At 59.6% G+C, this 17,950-nt stretch carries 10 protein-coding genes; 4 read left to right on the top strand and 6 right to left on the bottom strand.

The features are described from left to right. Positions 1-68: 68 nt before the first annotated feature. The 3 genes from Q0562_RS10170 to polA all read right to left on the bottom strand — a co-directional run bounded on the left by Q0562_RS10170 (position 69) and on the right by polA (position 8,463). On the bottom strand, positions 69-467 hold the full coding sequence (locus tag Q0562_RS10170) for a hypothetical protein (protein WP_298644056.1): 399 nt from the start codon (positions 465-467) through the stop codon (positions 69-71). Next, entirely contained in the window at positions 467-5,464 is a 4,998-nt protein-coding gene (locus Q0562_RS10165; RefSeq protein ID WP_298644054.1) for a phage tail tape measure protein, read from the bottom strand. Before Q0562_RS10165 ends, Q0562_RS10170 begins: the two co-directional genes overlap by 1 nt. A gap of 296 nt (positions 5,465-5,760) precedes the next feature. Further along, on the bottom strand, positions 5,761-8,463 hold the full coding sequence (polA, locus tag Q0562_RS10160; protein WP_298644052.1) for a DNA polymerase I: 2,703 nt from the start codon (positions 8,461-8,463) through the stop codon (positions 5,761-5,763). A 179-nt stretch (positions 8,464-8,642) separates the two neighbouring features. On the opposite strand from polA, the gene Q0562_RS10155 reads away from it, so the two are divergent. Beyond that, positions 8,643-9,362 carry a TIGR00730 family Rossman fold protein gene (locus tag Q0562_RS10155; protein WP_298644050.1) on the top strand — a complete coding sequence of 240 codons (720 nt, stop codon included), beginning with the start codon at positions 8,643-8,645 and terminating at the stop codon, positions 9,360-9,362. A 358-nt stretch (positions 9,363-9,720) separates the two neighbouring features. On the opposite strand, the gene Q0562_RS10150 is transcribed toward Q0562_RS10155, so the two are convergent. Next, entirely contained in the window at positions 9,721-11,259 is a 1,539-nt protein-coding gene (locus Q0562_RS10150) for a surface lipoprotein assembly modifier (RefSeq protein ID WP_298644048.1), read from the bottom strand. Between the two features lie 423 nt (positions 11,260-11,682). Between Q0562_RS10150 and Q0562_RS10145 the strand changes: the two genes are divergently transcribed. Then, a complete protein-coding gene (locus Q0562_RS10145) occupies positions 11,683-14,982 on the top strand; it encodes a transferrin-binding protein-like solute binding protein (protein ID WP_298644046.1) in 3,300 nt (1,099 codons plus the stop codon). A gap of 130 nt (positions 14,983-15,112) precedes the next feature. Here Q0562_RS10145 and Q0562_RS10140 read toward each other — a convergent pair whose 3' ends face one another. Continuing rightward, complete coding sequence (locus Q0562_RS10140) at positions 15,113-15,595, bottom strand: paraquat-inducible protein A (protein WP_298644044.1); 483 nt, start codon at positions 15,593-15,595, stop codon at positions 15,113-15,115. A 398-nt stretch (positions 15,596-15,993) separates the two neighbouring features. Then, positions 15,994-16,422, bottom strand: coding sequence for a DUF1249 domain-containing protein (locus Q0562_RS10135; protein ID WP_298644042.1), 429 nt, complete (start codon positions 16,420-16,422; stop codon positions 15,994-15,996). Positions 16,423-16,673: 251 nt separating this feature from the next. Between Q0562_RS10135 and Q0562_RS10130 the strand changes: the two genes are divergently transcribed. Together Q0562_RS10130 and Q0562_RS10125 are read left to right on the top strand one after the other, a co-directional pair. Next, positions 16,674-17,192 (top strand): adenine phosphoribosyltransferase, encoded by a 519-nt coding sequence (locus Q0562_RS10130; protein ID WP_298644039.1) that lies wholly within the window; start codon positions 16,674-16,676, stop codon positions 17,190-17,192. A gap of 84 nt (positions 17,193-17,276) precedes the next feature. Continuing rightward, positions 17,277-17,933: a Bax inhibitor-1 family protein gene (locus Q0562_RS10125; RefSeq protein WP_298644038.1), complete on the top strand. Its 657-nt coding sequence runs from the start codon at positions 17,277-17,279 to the stop codon at positions 17,931-17,933. Positions 17,934-17,950 lie beyond the last annotated feature (17 nt).

The following is a 17,950-nucleotide window of genomic DNA, read 5'->3' as shown; positions in this document are numbered from 1 at the left end:
CGGTCGGGTAGATTTGCAGGTTTTGTTTGGTGAGGGCGGTGTGTTTTTGTGGCATTTTTGACTCGGTTTCAAATGGTCATTAAATGGATGACAGGGGCTTCGTACTGGGCGCTGCCGTCTTCTGGAGCGAGGTAATAGGCTGGAGTGATATTGGACAAGGCGGGGCGAGCAAAGCAGGTGTTAAAGCTGCGTCCGTCGGGATGGCTGAGGGTCATTTCCAGCTCCGGCACATCTGCCCAAGCCGCCAGCGTGAGCAGCATCGCGCGGGGTAGCCAAATCCATTCACCGCTAAGGGTAATGGGGCGCCCGGCCAGCATGGTGCCCTGCTGCACGATGACCGCACCACCCAGCGAGTATTGCGGTGTCGCCTGGGCAAGGGCCTGCCAGTCAAACTCGTCCTGCCAGTACATGTCTTCCGGTAGATCGACGTGGTCGGATGTGTCTTTACGGGTGAGTGTCCAATGCATCAGGTCCTCCGTTTCATTTCGTCGTGCAGTTCGCGGGCAAAATCATCTCTGCCCTCCCGGCGTGATTGGGCAATGCGGGCGTCAAAAGCATCGGCCACTTCGGCGGCGGTATAACCGCGTCCGTTGCCGCGTGAGTTACCGCTGCTGCTGTTGCCGCGCCCGTTATTGCCGCTTGTTTGCTGCTGTTGCTGTTGTCGTTGCTGCTGCTCTTCGGCTTTCTTTGCTGCTGCCTGCCGCGCTTTCTCATCACCAATCTGCCGTTGCAGTTCAATCGCGCGGCGGTACTGCGCGATTTCCTCGTCATTGCGGCGGACTTCGGCCTCGTGCAGCTTGGCGTTCAGTTCGCGCAGTTTGCGCTCCTGTTCCAGCGCCGCCGTTTTGCTGTCGTCGCCCCTGAGTTGCGCCAGCTCGGCTTCAAGGCTGGCGGTGGTGTCCCGCGCCTGTTGTGCAAGGTCGGCCAGTTTTTGCCGCGCGGCATCAATGGCACTGTGCAGATTGTTCAGGGTGGTGCTGTCCAGTTGTGCGATGCGGCTGGATGCGGCATGGGTCGCCTCGGCAATGTCCTGCATTGATACGGTGCCGTCGGACGTTTTACGGTTGAGCATTTCGACGGCATCGGTCGCCTTTTGTACGTCCGCCACATATTGCGCCGCCGCATTTGCCTGCTTCGCCCACATGTCAATCACGCCCTGCGTACCGAGGATGGTGTTGCTGTTCATGCGGTTAAGCGCATCATCCAGATTGTTGATAGCCTCAGTGGTAAGGTTGGTTTTGTCGTAGAGGTAGAGTCTGCTGTCACCCGCTTTCTTGTTCGCGGCAGTGCTCTTTTCGGTAGCGTCAACATCCTCGCCTTTGGCCTTGGCATTTTCTTTGACCGCTTCTGTATTAGCCTTGATAGCTTCGGTGTCGTCGGCTTTGGCGTCACGGTCTGCTTTTGTGCCTTCGGCTGCTTTCCCAGTCTCTTCGTTGTTCTGCCGCTTGGCTTCGGTGTTGTCGCCGAGGCTTTCACTAAGAGCCTTGACGGCTTCCGCCCCGCCTTGCATCCCGGCGCGTAACGCCCGCATCCTTTCCGCTCCGAGCTGGGCAGCCGTACCGGTCTGTTGCAAGGCATCATTAAAGGCTTTGAAATCATCCGTGGTTTTCAGCTTGGCAAGATTGGTGTCAAAAGCATCGCGTACCGCAGTGGCGGTTCTTTTCCCTTCTTCACGCAAGCCTGCCATGCCGGTTTTCCAGTTTTCGGTCATCTCATGCACCCCGGCAGAGAGTCCCCGGACGGTGTCTTCATATGACAGACCGATGGCGGACAGGCTTTTTTCCGTCTCGGCATGGGCACTCTTGGCTGCTTCGCTTAACTTGCCCATCGCTTCCGCCGCTTCTTTGACCGCTTCGGCTTTCTGCTTGTCGCCATTGACGCTAGCCAGCAGCTTGGCATTGAGCTGTTCGAGGGCGTCGCTGCTGCCGCTGACCTGTTTGCCGGCGGCAGCGTAGGCACGCGCCAGTAATTCGGTGCTACCGCCCGCATTGGCGGCCAGCGTGGCAAAGGCTTCCAGCGCCTTCCCGGCTTTGTCGCTGATGCCGGTCGCAAATTCTTGCAGGTCAAGGTTGAGGGTTTTCAGCGCTTCCCCCATGCCGCTGCTAATGCGAGACACGCTGCCCACCATCATTTCCTGCATCTGCTGTGCGGCGGTCTCGCTGATGTCAGCGGTTTTCGCCCATTCATGATAGATGCGGTTGATAGCGGCCACGCCCTCGGTGGTATCTATTTTGTTCAGCGCGTTTTGCAGGAGTTGCTGCATTTCATCGGCAGTCGGTTTGACTTTGTCAACGATGCTTTGCAGTGCTTCCGTGACCTCTTTTTCCGCTTCGCTCATGCTGCGGTAGGCTTGTGGCACATCTTGCCCCAGCTTTTGATAGGCCTTGGCGAGATTTTCCACTTCGTCGCGCGTCAGCTTGTGTGCTTTTTGCAGGCCGCTGGCCGTGATAATGCCGATTTCGCCGAGCGATGCGGTACGGTTTTGCAGATCTTCCAGCAGATCACGTTCTTCCTGCCAAGTGATTTTGTTCTCGTCGCGCAGTTTGCGGATAGCCTTCTCGGCTTCATCTACGGCGGCAGAGGATGACAGGGTGCGTAGTGATTGCCGCACGGCATCTACTTGTCCTTGTGTCAGTGCGGCGGCACTGCCCGCCAGTTTGTTGAGATTGTCGAGAGTGACACGGGTTTCGTTGCTGATGTGTTTGGCGGCGTCGGCCGCCTGCTTCTGTTTGGCAAGCATGTCGTCCATCGCCTTGCTTGCCGCCGCCTGCGCCGCCAGTTTTTCCTGCTCGGCGCCGAGACGCTCGGCTTCATGCCGCATCCGTTCGTATTCTTTTTGTGCCTTAGCCAGCTTTTCGGCATGACTGTCCCATAGCGGGGTGATGTCTTTCAGCCCGTCCAGCGCACGGTCAAACATTCCCGGTGCCGTGCCAAAACGCTTTATCTCGCGTTCGAGTTTGAGGATGACGTCGCGGCTTTGTTCGGCGGCAGCATTGGCCTTCGCCAGGGCATCGCTGACACCGGCGGCGTCCAGTTCCATCCCTTTTGCCAGTTGCGCGTTCAGTTTGTTGATCGCGGCATCAGCCCCGTCCACCTTGTCACGCATGTCGCCCACAGATTTGTTGGCACTGTCGGCCCGCTCGCTGAATATGGCTACTGCCGACGCGGCGGCAATCATGGTGATGCCGATGGGGTTACTAACCAGCCAGCGCGTCGAGGCAACAAAACCGCGCATGGCTGTACTCGCCGCCGCACTTGCCGAGGTAATCCCCGCCAGTTGCGCGCGTACGGTCGCCATTGCTGCCGCCGTCCGGCGGTATCCGGCAGCTACGGCGGAGGTAACGGTCACGCCTTCACGCCCCATTGCTGTCATCGCCGCTGCAAAGGCGACGGAGGACGTCTTGGCGGCGACCAGCAGGGCGACAAAAGCGGTCAGTTGCGGATGGGCGTCGGCGAATTTGCCGAGCGCCTGCCCGGCATTGCCCACGGTCTGCGCCATGTTGGCTACGACCGGCAGCATTTGCTGACCGATGGAAGTGGTCAGGTTGCTTATGGCGGCTTTAGCCTGCTCGATTTTCTGCGCGGTAGTATCCATGCGCGCCTGAAACTCTTTCTGCATCGCGCCTGCCGTCTGGCTTTTGTCGGCAACGAGTGCCAGAGCATCATCAAAGGTTTTCAGGCTGCCGACGGCAAGGCTGATGTCGTCGCTGTATTCCTGGCCAAACAGCTTGGTCAGGGTGATAGCGCGCTGCTGCTCGTCCAGTTCCTGCAAGCGTCCAAGGAAATCACGCAGCGCAGCATTCGGGTTGTTCTTGATGTTCTCGGCCAGTGTCTTGCTCGACAGACCGAGGTCTTCCAACCCTTCGGCAAAGGATTTGACACCTTCGCCGCCGGTTTGCAGGCGGTTGAGCATGGCATTGATAGCCGTGCTTGCCACTTCCGGGGATTTGCCGAGCGAGATAAAGGCAGCAGACAGGGCGGCAGCCTGTTCGCTGGCCAGCCCGAATTGCTTGGCGCTACCACCGATGCGCAACAGCGCCTCGGTGATTTCGTTTTCGGTCGCGGCAGTGTTGTTGCCTAGGGTATTGATGGCGTCACCTAACTGGCGCACATCATTCAGCGGCATCTGGAAGACGTTGGACAGTTTGGCCGCCGCATTCCCCGCTTCGTCAGCAGTCATGCCGAAGGCAATGCTCATCTGTCCGACCAGCTCGATAAATTGTGGCAGGTCATCAAAGGCAACACCCAGCTGCCCGCCGGCAGCGGCCATTTCAGCTACTTCTTCCTTGGCCAGCCCCATTTGTACAGCCAGTTCTTTCACCGTGCCGGACAGGGCCTCCATTTGTGCCGGGGTAGCGTCAACCACTTTCTTGACGCCGGCCATCGCCTCTTCAAACTGCACCGCTTCATTGATGACGGCGGTGAGACTGCCCGCAGCGGCGGCCAGCTCGCCCAGGCCGCTGATGACTTGCTCAAGACGGTCACCGGATTTCTCGGCGGCCTCGCCAAGGTTGCCAAGCTGCTCTTCCAGTTCGGCCAGACGCTGGCTGTGCAGTTCTGCCGCACGTGCCAGCTCTTCCTCGGTCAGGTTGCCCTGGTCGCGCAACAGCTCGTAGGCGCGGGTGACGGCCTCAATCTGCTCGCGGATGCGGTCGTCATCGTCAAGCCCCAGGGTAACGCGCGCCTGCGCCACTTCCTGCAAACGTTGCGCTTCACTGGTCAGGGCTTCGAGTTCGGCGCGCGCTGCCTCAGCACTTTCGCCGATACTGCGCTGCTGTTCGGCCAGATCGCCGGTTGAGATCCCCGCCTCGCGCATAGCGTCGCTTACGCGTTGCAGGTTCTGCGCCAGCTCGTCATTCTGACCGGCGGCGGTCGCCGCTTCCCGTCGTGCCGCTTCGGTGGCTCGCGTCAGTTCATCCACCTGCCGTTGCGCCTCGCGCTGCGCCCTGCCGACTTCGGCCTGCTCCTGCCGATAACCTTTTGCCTCCTCGCGGGCGGCGGCAAGCGCCGCTTTCAAGTCCTCAAGACGGGTGCGCTGTTCATCCGTCGCGCCGCCGGACGCGTTGATTTCTTCCTTGAGCCGGGCGATTTCATCCTGCAAAGCGCTGGTGTGCTCGCGGTTGTCGGCAAGTGCTGTCTGTAATAGCGTGGCACGGTCGGCAAATGACTGAACCGCGCCGCGCGCCGCTTGCGTTTCACTGGCAAGACGGTTGAGTTTGGCTTCGGCTTCGGCAAATGCCTCGGCAGCGGCGCGGCTACCTTCTTGCAGGCGGGTAAATTGCGTGATGAGCGCCTGCTGGTTTTCAAGACGCGCCAGCTCCGCAACCAGACGAGCACCCTCTTCCCTGAGCTTTGAGGCGTCACCGCCCGCGTCCTCAATCGCGTGCGCGAGCTGTTCAATGCGTTCAGCACCTTCGACGGCGGCGCTGATGAGTAGTTCCGTTCGTAATTGGTTGGTTGCCATCGTCTCACCTGCTGTTGGTGAGACAAAATTTAAGCCCCGTTCAAAGGGGCCGCGATTAGACTAGTTTGATATTTGCAAGGGCGTTTTCGGGTCATTACCACGCGCTCAATATTTGCAACGCCGTCTCAATTTTTCTTCCCGTATTTTCCCGCTGCTTCCCGATTTTTCCCATTTATAACATTCTCGCCCCTAGATTTATAACATCCCCCATCAATACGGTGTTGGCGAGCCTCGCCGTACTACCTGTACTGTCTTCGGCTCGCCGCCTTGTCTCATTCCTGTTTGAAACGACTATATCAGTGCGCTTCGTCCCAGTTGTTGCCGAGGCCGGTATCGACGATGAGCGGGATGCTCAGTTGGGCGGCGTTTTCCATCAGCGCCTTGACCTGCGGGACGAGTCCGGCGGCGCTTTCGGGGGCGATTTCAAAGACGAGTTCGTCGTGTACCTGCATGATCAGGTGCAGGTCGTCGCGCGCGCCGAGGGCACGGTCAAGATCGAGCATGGCGCGTTTGATGATGTCGGCGGCGCTGCCCTGCATCGGCGCGTTGATGGCAAGGCGTTCGCTCGCCTGCCGCCGCTGCGGGTTTTTGCTGTTGATGTCCGGCAGGTAGAGGCGGCGGCCGAGGATGGTTTCGACGTAGCCCTGTTTGCGCGCGGTTTCGCGCGTCGCTTCCATGTAGTCGCGCACTTTCGGGTAGCGCGCGAAGTAGGTGTCGATGTAGTCCGCCGCCTGCCCGCGCGGGATGTTGAGCTGGCGGGCGAGGCCGAAGGCGCTCATGCCGTAGATGAGGCCGAAGTTGATGGCTTTGGCGTCGCGGCGTTGTTCGCGGTTGACGGCTTCCGGCGCGACGCCGAAGATTTCGGCGGCGGTGGCACGGTGGATGTCGTCGCCTCTCGCGAAGGCGGCGAGCAGGCCGGGGTCGGCGGAGAGGTGCGCCATGATGCGCAGCTCGATTTGCGAGTAGTCGGCGGCGAGTATTTGCATGCCGTCGGCGGCGATGAAGGCCTGGCGGATGCGGCGGCCTTCGTCGGTGCGCGCCGGGATGTTTTGCAGGTTGGGGTCGCTCGATGAGAGGCGGCCGGTGCTGGTTACGGCCTGGTGGTAGCTGGTGTGGATGCGGCCTGTCTGCGGGTTCACCAGTCCGGGCAGGCGGTCGGTGTAGGTGCTTTTCAGTTTGGCGAGGCTGCGGTGCGCGAGGATGAGGCGCGGCAGGGCGGCGCCGTGGGTTTCGGCGAGTTCGCTGAGGGTTTCTTCGTCGGTGCCGGGCTGTCCTTTCGGGGTTTTGCGGATGATGGGCAGGCCTTGTTGTTCGTAAAGGATGTGTTGCAGTTGTTTGGGCGAGCCGAGGTTGAAGGGTTCGCCCGCAAGGTCGTGCGCTTCTTGTTCGAGGGCGGCGAGGCGGTCGCCGATTTCGGCGCTGTGTGCGGCGAGGACGGCGGGGTCGATGCGCACGCCGCGTTCTTCGATGCGATAGAGGAGTTCGGCCAGCGGCAGTTCGAGTTCGCGGTAGAGGGCATCGAGGCGCGGCGCGGCGGCGAGTTTCCCCGCGAGGTGCTGTTTGAGGCGCAGGGTGATGTCGGCGTCTTCGCAGGCGTAGTCGCTGGCGGCTTCGAGCGGGATTTGGTCAATGGTGAGTTGTTTCGCGCCTTTGCCGACGAGGTCTTCGTAGGTGGTGGTTTTGTGGTTGAGGTAGTAGTCGGCCAGATCGTCGAGGTTGTGGCGGGTGGCGGTGCTGTTGATGGTGTAGCTCATCAGCATGGTGTCGTCCGTGACGCCGCGCAATTCGATGCCAACGTGGGCGAGGATGTGGCGGTCATATTTGAGGTGCTGCCCGGTTTTGCCGATGGCGGGGTTTTCGAGGATGGGTTTGAGGCGGGTGAGGGTGGCGTCCCAGGGCAGGTTTGTCGTGAGCTGGTGCGCGAGCGGCAGGTAGTACGCTTCACCCGGCTGCACGGCGACGCTGATGCCGACGAGGCGGGCGCGCATATAGTCGAGGCTGTCGGTTTCGGTGTCGAGCGCGAAGCCATTGGCGAGTTGCGGCAGGAGGGCGTCGAGTTCGGCAAGGGTGGTGATGGCGCGGTAGCGGGTGGCGACGGGTGCGGGCGGCGCGGTGGGGGCGGCGCTGTTGAGGTATTGCGCCTTGATGCTGGCGAGTTCGTAGGTGTCGCAGAGGGCGGCGAGTTTGTCCGGCTGGCGCGGTTGCAGGGCGAGGTCGGCGATGGTGGTCGCGAGCGGCAGCGCGGTGTTGATGGTGGCGAGTTCGCGCGCGAGGTGCAGGGTGGGGATGCCGGCGCGCAGGTTGTCGCCGATTTTGCCGGGGATTTTCGCGGCGTTGTCGATGAGGTTGTCGATGTCGCCGTATTCGGCCAGCCATTTGGCGGCGGTTTTCGGCCCGACTTTGGGTACACCGGGGATGTTGTCGGCGCTGTCGCCGACGAGGGCGAGGTAGTCAATTACCTGCCCGGCACGCAGCGCATCGACTTTGAAGCGCGCGGCGACGTCGTCGGCGGTGGTTACGGCGTTTTTCATGGTGTCGAGCAAGGTGATGTCGGCGTGCACGAGCAGTTGCGCCATGTCCTTGTCGCCGCTGGATATGACGACCTGGTAGTGCCGGGCGAGCGCCTGCATGGCGAGCGTGCCGATTACGTCGTCCGCCTCAACGCCGTCTTCGATGATAAGCGGGAAGCCGAGGGCTTCGATGAGGCGGTGCAGCGGCTCGATTTGTACGCGCAGGTCGTCCGGCATCGGCGGGCGGTGCGCCTTGTAGGCGGGGTAGAGGTCGTGGCGGAAGGTTTTGCCCTGGGCATCGAAGACGACGCCGATGTAGGCGGGCTGGTGGTCATCGTAGAGTTTGGCGAGCATTTTGATGACGCCGTGCAGCGCGCCGGTGGGGTGGCCGTCGCGGGTGGTGAGCGGCGGCAGGCCGTGGAAGGCGCGGAAGAGGTAGGACGAGCCGTCCACAAGGACGACGAGGTGGTTCGGGTCGGGGTGTTGCATGGATGTCCTTGGATGAAATACCAATGCCGGGCATTCGCCGGGAAGACGGTACGCCAACGCACTCAGATGATGCGCGGGATTGGTATGGATGGGGCTTTGCGGCACAATGCGCGCTTTCTCCGGTGCGCGCTATTGTGCGGCGCGCCGTTTTTTTGTCAATTTGCAGAAGGATTATTTATATGAGTAAACGTCGTCCGCCGAAGGATATTCACGCCCACGGGCAAGGCATGGACGGGGATGCGTGGCGGGTATTCCGCATCATGTCGGAATTTGTCGAAGGCTTTGAGCGGCTGGCGGTGATTCCGCCGTCGGTGAGCATCTTCGGTTCGGCGCGCATTCCGCCCGGACATCCGGTCTATCAGCAGACGCAGGAGATTGCCAAGCGCCTGTCGGATGCGGGCTTTTCCGTGGTCTCCGGCGGCGGCCCCGGCGTGATGGAAGCGGCGAACAAGGGAGCGTACGCGGGCGAAAAAGGGCTGTCGGTGGGGGTGAACATCGTCCTGCCGCATGAGCAGGCGGCCAATGAATTTCAGGACATCTCGCTGCTCTTCAGCCACTTCTTCGCGCGCAAGGTGATGTTCGTGCGCTACGCCAACGCCTATGTGGTGATGCCGGGCGGCTTCGGCACGCTCGACGAACTGGCGGAAATCCTGGTGCTGATTCAGACGGGCAAATCGCGCAAGATTCCGGTGATTCTCGTCGGCAGCGGCTTCTGGCAGGGGCTGCTCGCCTGGATGGAGGCGACGATGGTCGCGCAGGGGCTGGTGACGAAAGACGATATGCGGCTGGTGTCGCTGGTCGATGATGCCGATGCGGTGATTCAGGTTATCCGCGATTTTTACAAGGGGCGGGAATTTGCCCCCAGCGAAGAAGAAGAGGCGCTGCTCAGGCGGCTGTGAAGACGCGGCGCACCCGCCGCCTGATGCAGGGCGCCGTTCTTGTCATGCCAGTTCTTGATAAATAAACGGGCCTTCGTACGCGAGCAAAAAGCAAACGGTGGCCTGAAAAGTATGCTGCCTGGAATCCGGCCAAATCGGGTTGTCCCTTCCGGCTATGAAAACACCCTCGTATTTTCTGACCGCGCTATTGGCAGGTTCGCTGCGCATACATTTCGAGGCACCACCGTAGTTTTTAAGGGTGGGCTTCAGACGCAGCAGCTATGCTGATGGCGGGAAACCCCTTCTGCACCGTTGCTCTTTCCGGCGCACTGCCGTTCTGTCCTGCCAAACAGCAGCGCAAACCGAATGTCCCTGAAGTCTAGAAGGTCTTGGTGAAGTCCATATAGACTTTGCTGGTGTCGTAGCTGTAGAACTTGTTGTTGCTGTCGATTTTGCTATACGAAAAAACAAGGCGCGGGGTAATGCCGAAGAAGTGGATGCCACGGTGCCAGACGGACAGGTTGGCGTTGTATTCTTTGTCTTCACGGTCAATGTTGAAGAAATCTTTTCCTTTGGCGTAGCGTTTGCCGTAGCTGCCCATCAGGCGGGTGGAGACGCCTTTGCCCCATTCCTGCCCCCAGCCGAGGCGGGTATTGAAGCGGTCGTAGGCGTCGCTGGCGCTGCGCGCGCCTTTGTGGCTGAGGTCGAGTCCGGCGAACCAGTATTGTTTCTGGCTGGGGGAATACATCAGGGTATTGCTCAGACTGACGCGCTTGCCGTCCAGGTAGTTATAGAGTTTGACGTACTTGTCGTAGCTGAATTCGGCATTGGTTTGCAGGCGCCACTGCGGTGTCATCCAGTAGGTGTTGGAGACGCTCAGGCCGGCGCTGTCGGAGTAGGCGTGCAATTTGTCGTCGCCGTTGCTGCCGCGACCGTAGAAGCGTTTTTGCACGAACGGGGTGATTTCAAGATCAATGGTAGAGTTACGGAAACCGCCGCCACCGGCGATACGGGCGCTGACATCGTTGTAGCTTTTCTTGTTGAAATAGTAAGTGCCGTCGAGCGAGCCGTGCAGCGAGGTGTAGTAGTTATCGGTAATGGACCATTTTTTGTCCGCATCCAGGCTGTAGCTGATGCCGTTGGCCCTTTCCTGCTCGCGGCTGCTTTCCATGTAACGGCCATTGCCGAGGTCGATGCGCGTGCCTTTCGGAGCGACATTGTTAACGTTGTTGTCGTGGATATAGCTCAGGCTGCCGCTGAACGACCAGGAATCGCGGCGGTCAATGGCGGCGATAAAATCGTTCAGAACCTTACGGTCAGCTTCGGAAACGTCGCCGCTGCGCAGTTTTTGCAGTTGTTCCTTGGCGGCGATCAGCTCGTTGTTGCGATAGAGCGCGAGCGCGGTCTGGAAGCGCAGCATCCGGTTATCCGGCAGGTTGGCGACGAGCTTGCGGTAAAGCGTAACGGCTTCGGCGGTGCGGCCTTCGTCCATGGCGATAATGGCGTTGCCCCAGTCGATGAGGGAATCGTCGCGGCGGCTGGCATCCACCTTGGCATACAGCGGCAGCAGGACTTTCAGGCCCTCGGCTTCGTTGAGGCGGATAGCTTCGACCAGGAGTTTTTCCAGTTGTTCCGGGTTGTTGATGAGCTCTTCCGGTGTGAAAACGATGTCTTCCTTGGCGGCCTGGGCATCGCTCGGCAGGGTGGTGGGGGCAGCCGGCTTGACGGCAGGCAGTCGCGGCGGTTGTGCGTTTTTGCCGATGTTGTCCTCGGAGAGGCGGTCGTTGCCCCGGTCAATGTTGACCGGCAGGGCGGCGCGGGGCGGTGGGGGCGCGTTCTGCGCAAGAGCAGGCAGGGCGGCGAGGAGCATACCGGAGGCGAGGGTGAGTTGCAGGGTCATTGTGGTTTTTGTGGTCATGTCGGTGTTCCTGTGTTGGCGATGCAAAGCGCGGCATTATGTTTCAATTCATAGGGCTACACAAGGGCGCTATCGCGTGCGCGCGGCCTGCTGTGCACATTCCGGCGATTAGGGCTGCAAGCCACCGATTCCCATGACAAAAACGGCGGGTTCAGGGCAAAAACGGCGGACGCGGACGACACACCCAAAACATGACAAAGGCGTTATAATCACGTGGCTGAATGTTCATGTAAGACTCTTTGCGACCCGCTTGGGTATCTGTGTAGAGGATGAAGAGTCGCTCGGGATTGGCGGCGTATGCAGCCAAAACAGGGAACACAAAACCAAAGTGAGCCCTGCGGGTTGAAACCGGCACACAGTAACAAACGGCACAAAACGAACCCGCACCATCGCGGGGCAACCCTGAAAAAATGGAAGGACACAATGAAACTGAACAACCTGACTATTGCCGTCATCATCGCGCTTGGCACCACCGCTTGCGGCGGCAGCGATGATGCCACCACGCCGCCCCATGTTGATCCGGTGCCGACCCCGACCCCGCAGCCGGACAATAACGACAACAACCAGCCGGGGCGTGACGACCGGGCGCTGGTTGACCCCACCAACACCCATGTGGTGGACAACCGCGATTTGAGTAAAGAAAGCACCGTCGGCGGCCTGCAATACATCCGCCGCGACGGTTCGCAATACGACCGCGCCAACAACCGCGACCAGATGGCATCCGCCACCCCGCTGCTCGGTGTTTCCCTGAACGAACAGAACCCGAAACTGACCAACATCGTCCTTGCCCGTCGGGACCTTGACTACAACGAAGGGCAGGCCGTCCGCGCCCAATTCGCCGGCGGCACCAATGTCGAGCCGCTGACTGCCGCAGGCAAACCGCACGACACCGACAGCCTGCAAACGGAAAACTTCAAAAACGTGGATGTCCTCGCCGGGGCGTTCAAGCAGGTCGGCTTGGCGAAGTTTTCCGACCCGGACAACCGCCTCGACCCCACCACCCACAACATCGACACCCACATCCAGAACAACACTGACCGCGACGGCGAATTTACCCGCGAACGCGTCACCTATGTCTATACCCCGCGTTACGAATATCGGCAGCCCTTTGTGGATTATCCCAACGCAGTGGACCCGGCAAACAACCGCCTGGAACACCCGTCAGACACGGGAATAGCAACGATAGCGCCTCCCCCGCCTTCTACCTTGGACAATATGTCCATTGATCAATTACAAGAGAAACTGATAAACCATCCGGGCTGGGTAAATACGAATGTCGTTGATAACTCCCGCCACCCGGTCAATACCGGTACCAAAAACCACGGCGCATCCGGCAATTTCGCCAATATAAAAGAGCGCTACGGCAACTTCCCCACCGGCGTGGATGACAGCCCGACAGATCCTGCCGATGTCGCCCCTGCCAACAGATGGCGCAATATCGGGGATGTTAACAATGCCTCGCTCGGCCACAACAACGTCCCGGATGACGCAACAGGGACGAACGCTTACAACGGTTCAGACAGCGATAGCGGCCCAACCAGCAACGATGACGCCAAAAAGTACAACCTCGTCAACTGGCAGGGACGAAGCGGCAGCCCCGGCGCTTTCTCCGGGACCGTCAGCCATACGCAAAGGCTTGACCGCGCGACAGGCCACACCTTGGGCAGTGTCACCTACAACTATCAGCAAAGCTGGCCGAACGGCGCCTATCCGAAGTACAGCAAAGACCGCTTCGCCTACCCGAACAGACCCTACACGGAAGGCAGCAACAACGCCCTGAACGGCGGCACAACGGCCAATGGCGACCCGCTTGACCACGAACACATCTATCTTGAACGCGAAGAATACACCGCCATCCGTCAGAACAAATCCATCCGCCCGCTGGTCAACCCGGTCGCCAACGAATGGGAATGGACATTGGAAAATAACTGGCGTACGACTTACACCACGCCTTATCGTGATTGGTCGGATACTGCCGTATATACAACCGATCCCGTAACCGGACAGCGAATTTTTAGCCACTATGAGACCACTTATTCGAATTGGACTTCTGCCATCTCGTCCGAGGAATATACGGATGACGATGATGCGGCTTATGCCTATGTTTCCCAAGGTGGCGGAATAAGCAATGCAAGAAGTGGGGCAGGCTGTACTTCTAATTCACCCGGCAGTGGTGGTAGCGGGCGTGCGTGCGATCCCACTACTTTCACCACCCAACTCCAATGGGCGCGATGGAAAGACCCCACCAACCTCGGTGGTGGTCAGCGCGGTGAATTCCGCGGCCCGCCCTACATCGGCTGGAAAGAAGACGACCGCGTCGTCCGCTTCGCCGACGAACGTATCTGGAAACCGGGTACTCCTGGCTACAAGCCCGAATACGAAAACAAATACGGCGCCAACCTCATCTGGTGGAGTACCCAGGACAGCGCCTTTGAAAACTGGGCAACCAGCGAAGGCTGGAACCCGCGCGCCCGCCGGGTGGACATCAACACCGAAAACTGCCCCGGCGGCAGCGACTGTGGCGAGGGCAAAGAAGACTTGGTTTGGGCGAACAATACCAACGACGGCACCAACGCCCGCGACCGCGATGTAGAAATCCAGCCGACCGGCGACATCACCAACGGCCTCATTCGCATCGGTGGTTATGGCAATCATGGTGAAGGTCAGCCGCAGGCGGGGAATGGGGAGCTGCAAACGAAAACCCTTGGCGAAGAGCTGAAGTTCGACGGCGCCCGCTGGAATGACCACCACAAGACTACGACCCGCATCTTTGGCCATTACCACCTCGCCTATGCCGACCAGGATGACCGCGTCGTCAAGGCGATGAGCATGAACAGCTACTCCGGCGCGCGTTCCTTCGTCTCGCAGGTGGAAGGCACCTTGGCAACGCCTACGGCGCAAGGCTACCGCGCGGATCTGGACAGCAAACCGACGCAATACAGCATCGGCGCGAAACCGATCACCTTGCAAAAAGTGCAGTACGGCCGGGTTACCTCCAACCTCGACCTCACCGCGAGCGGTGCCAATCTCCTGCCGAACGGCTTCCTGCGCGCACCGTTTGAGAAAAAAGGCACTGATGACAGCGTCGATAACTACTTCTTCCGTGGCGTGGATGAAACCACCATTGACCAGATGAACGCCCTGCCGTCCAACCAGGTCGCACGTTACGAAGGCCACGCGCTGATGTACGGCATCGACAACAGCTTCCACGGCGTCCGCACCAATAACACCCGGCAAGACCTGCCGAACGCCTTTGACGGCACCGGCGGCAGCAATGCGACCGCTCATACCCTCGGCTTGGGCAACTTCGTTGAAGCAGACGTGAACTTCGGCACCAAGAAAGTCACTGGCGATGTCTATAACGCTTGGCTGGAGCAACTGGACAAACCCGGCGTCTATAAAGACAAACTCGTGACCTTCAACGGGGATGTGATCGGCAACACCGTCATCGGCACCGCCGACCGCACCTACGCCCCCGGCGACGACGAGGCCGACTTCCGCGCCGCTTTCTACGGCAGCCAGGCAGATGAAATGGGCGGCAGCTTCAACTCCGTGAAAGCCACCAACAAATACGGCTCTGCCTACGAAGTGGGCGACTGGGGCGGCGTATTCGGCGCGACCAAAGTCGGCACCAACACCTTCCAGGGTGATGATGGCGGCCAAAACTACGGCGGCGGCAGTGCCCCGGCACAAACCAATGTCAACGATCGTTATGCGCCATAACGCGATACCCTCGTAAACCCCATAAAAACAGCCGCCTGCGGGCGGCTGTTTTTATGGCTGCTTTGCACATCGCCAAGCGGCATCAATATTTAGTCCACCAAGCGGCGTAATTGTCGGGTTTGACGCATGGCTAGTCAGCACGCATCCGCTGTTTGATGTCGTGTTCGATCCAGATGCCGGCGATAAGCGAGAGGAGGGCGGTCGTGCTGTACCAGTAGATGCCGCTGTGGATTTGCACTTCGACCAGCCAGCCGAGTTTCAGGATCATCAGCATTTGCGCGACGACGAAGACGTCCAGCATCGAGAATTTGCCGATTTTCCCCAGCCAGTGCTGCCAGTGGGCGAGTGTCGTCGGAATCGGCGGGTAGTAGTAGAGATACGCCGCCATCACCGCGTATTTGGCAAGCGGGAAGATGACGCTGAAGCCGAGCAGGAGCAGGCCGAGGCCGAAGGTTTTGTCGGCGAGCAGCGCGCCGATGCCGGAGAGGACGGTGAAGGTGTTTTTGACGAGGACGAGTTTTTTCACGGTCATCATCGGCAGGGTGATGCCGGGGATGAGGGTGAGGATGCCGAGGGCGACGAGGATGGCGAGGATGAGACGACGGGTGTTCATGGGGTGTGTTTTGTGGGTGGGTGGTGGTACCAGGGGCTGTTGACGCTCAACATTGCGGCGGCTTTTCGGCCAAAATCCGGCAGCTGCTGCGTTATAGTCGTTTCAAACAGGATTGAGACAAGGCGGCGCGCCAACACCGTATCAGTCCTATTTGAAGCGACTATAAAAATGCTCGCAAGGTATCCAACCTTACTGCGCTTTCTGCCTTGCATCTGCCGTTTTTGCCGCAAAAATCCGCTGCGCAGGTCGAATGTCAACGGCCCCTGGGCGCTGTTACCGGGTTTTGTCGCTGCGCGGATTTATCCGGCCCTTTCGCGCTGACGCGGGTGCTTCGAGTCCCCAGCGCCTCCCCCAATGAGGGCGTGGCTTTTTTTGTGGGCGGGAGGCTTTTCGGTCAGTCATGCGATGTTGAGCGGAGCGGTGAGGGCGGTGCCGTGCAGGCGGTATTGATAGCGGCGGCAGTAGTCCAGCCATTCGGCGAGGGCGCGGTTGTGGGCGAATTTGGCGGTGCGCAGTTTGCGCAGCGGCAAGTCGAGTTCGAGCCGTGCTTCGGCGAGGCGGGCGTCGTGGTAGATGCGGATGCGGTAGTCGGGGGCGAAGCGGCGGCGGGTTTTGTGCGGGTAGTAATGGCCGAGTTGCCAGTCGCCGGTGTAGCGGCTTTGGTTGAGGCGGCGCAGATAGGCGGCGGGGCGGCCGGGTGCGAGCAGGGCGTACCAGCCGTCATCCGGCGGCGGTTCGGGCAGGATGAGGCGGAACTGGCAGTAGTTGTGTTCGTAGAGGGTTTGCAGGGTGAGGTCGTCCCGGCGCAGGATGCGTGAGGTGGGCATGGTTGTGTGGGCTGTGTTTTTGTACATGACAAAGCACCCTGATCTTTTCCCGACAAGGTGCTTGCCTGGTCAAGCGGGGAATCGCCGGGGTCTTTGTCGCCAATCGCGGTTTATTCAACTTTCTCCCCAATGGGCAGATACCCATATCAGGGATGGCCGGAAAAGCGCGGCATTGTCGGGATTATCGCGGCTGCGCGCAAGTTTGCGCGCTTTGCTAGAATGCGGTTTCCACTTTTTCTGTAAGGATTTTTATGTCTTGGCACACGCTGATCAAGGATATTCCCGATTATCCGAAAGCAGGCATTATTTTTAAGGACATCACCCCGCTGCTCGCCGACGGCCCCGGTTTTTCGGCGGCGATTGAGGAGATGGCGCAGTTTTGCGAGGAGGCGGGACACCGCCCCGATGTACTCGCCTGTCCGGAGGCACGCGGGTTTATTTTTGCCGCCGCCCTCGCGCAGCGGCTCGGCATTGGCTTTATTCCGCTGCGCAAGCCGGGCAAGCTGCCGCGCGCGGTCAGCCGCATCACGTTTGATCTGGAATATGGGCAGGATACCCTTGAAGTTCACAAGGATGACGTCAAATCAGGGGTACGGGTGATGATGGTTGATGATGTGCTCGCCACAGGCGGCACGATGGCCGCCTGCATCGAGCTGCTGCGCAGTCTCGGCGCCCAGGTGATCGGTGCGGCCTTCCTGATGGAAATCGTGGGGCTGCACGGGCGCGACAAGTTGCGGGACATCGCCGTCTGCTCGCTGGTGAAATGTTAGGTTCCGCCCTTTACTTTCCGCCTTTCTTCCCCCACAATCCTTTTCGTTTTCAACCCCAACCTATCAGGAGTCCTCATGAACAACATGAATCCCCGTACTATTGAAACCCTCTCGCAAGAGGGTATCCTCGCGCGCAACAAGGTGCTGCGTCAAACCTACATCCTGCTTGGCATGAATGTGCTGTTCAGCGCGCTGTGTGCGTATTTCGGCATGCGGATGGGTATCCGTGTGCCAACCCTGCTCTATTTCGTCGGTGCCTTCGGTCTGATTTTCGGTGTGCGGGCCAACCGTAACAATGGGCTCGGCATCATCCTGCTCTTCGCCTTTACCGGCTTCCTCGGTTTCAGCATTTCCAACCTGCTGACGCTTTTCATGAGCGCGGGTATGGGCAGCGTCGTGGTGAAAGCACTGGTCGGCACGGGCATCATCTTCTTCGCCCTGTCTGCCTATGTGCTCTTTACCGGCACCAACTTCACCTTCCTCGGCGGTTTCCTTTTCACTGGTCTACTGGTAGCTCTCCTGGCCAGCATAGGTGCCTTGCTCTTCCACATGACCGCGCTCAGTGTTGCCTGCTCGGCTGCTTTCCTGGTCATCTTCTCCGGCTATGTCCTCTATGACACCAGCCGTATCATCGAAGGTGAAGAAACCAATTACATTTCAGCGACACTGGAACTTTTTCTGGACGTTTTCAACATTTTCCTCAGCCTGTTGGAGCTGCTTTCCGCCTTCAACCGTAACTAAACCATCCCCTGACCATC

The sequence above is a fragment of the uncultured Cardiobacterium sp. genome (assembly GCF_938028825.1).
Classification (GTDB): Bacteria; Pseudomonadota; Gammaproteobacteria; order Cardiobacteriales; family Cardiobacteriaceae; genus Cardiobacterium.
Note: the sequence above shows the minus strand (reverse complement) of the source record. Positions and strands in the feature narration are given on the sequence as shown.

Coding starts and splice junctions, on each gene's coding strand:
- Q0562_RS10165 (WP_298644054.1), bottom strand. CDS start 5,464: ATGGCAACCAACCAATTACGAACGGAACTACTCATCAGCGCCGCCGTC.
- polA (WP_298644052.1), bottom strand. CDS start 8,463: ATGCAACACCCCGACCCGAACCACCTCGTCGTCCTTGTGGACGGCTCG.
- Q0562_RS10145 (WP_298644046.1), top strand. CDS start 11,683: ATGAAACTGAACAACCTGACTATTGCCGTCATCATCGCGCTTGGCACC.
- Q0562_RS10130 (WP_298644039.1), top strand. CDS start 16,674: ATGTCTTGGCACACGCTGATCAAGGATATTCCCGATTATCCGAAAGCA.
- Q0562_RS10155 (WP_298644050.1), top strand. CDS start 8,643: ATGAGTAAACGTCGTCCGCCGAAGGATATTCACGCCCACGGGCAAGGC.
- Q0562_RS10170 (WP_298644056.1), bottom strand. CDS start 467: ATGCATTGGACACTCACCCGTAAAGACACATCCGACCACGTCGATCTA.
- Q0562_RS10150 (WP_298644048.1), bottom strand. CDS start 11,259: ATGACCACAAAAACCACAATGACCCTGCAACTCACCCTCGCCTCCGGT.
- Q0562_RS10140 (WP_298644044.1), bottom strand. CDS start 15,595: ATGAACACCCGTCGTCTCATCCTCGCCATCCTCGTCGCCCTCGGCATC.
- Q0562_RS10125 (WP_298644038.1), top strand. CDS start 17,277: ATGAATCCCCGTACTATTGAAACCCTCTCGCAAGAGGGTATCCTCGCG.
- Q0562_RS10135 (WP_298644042.1), bottom strand. CDS start 16,422: ATGCCCACCTCACGCATCCTGCGCCGGGACGACCTCACCCTGCAAACC.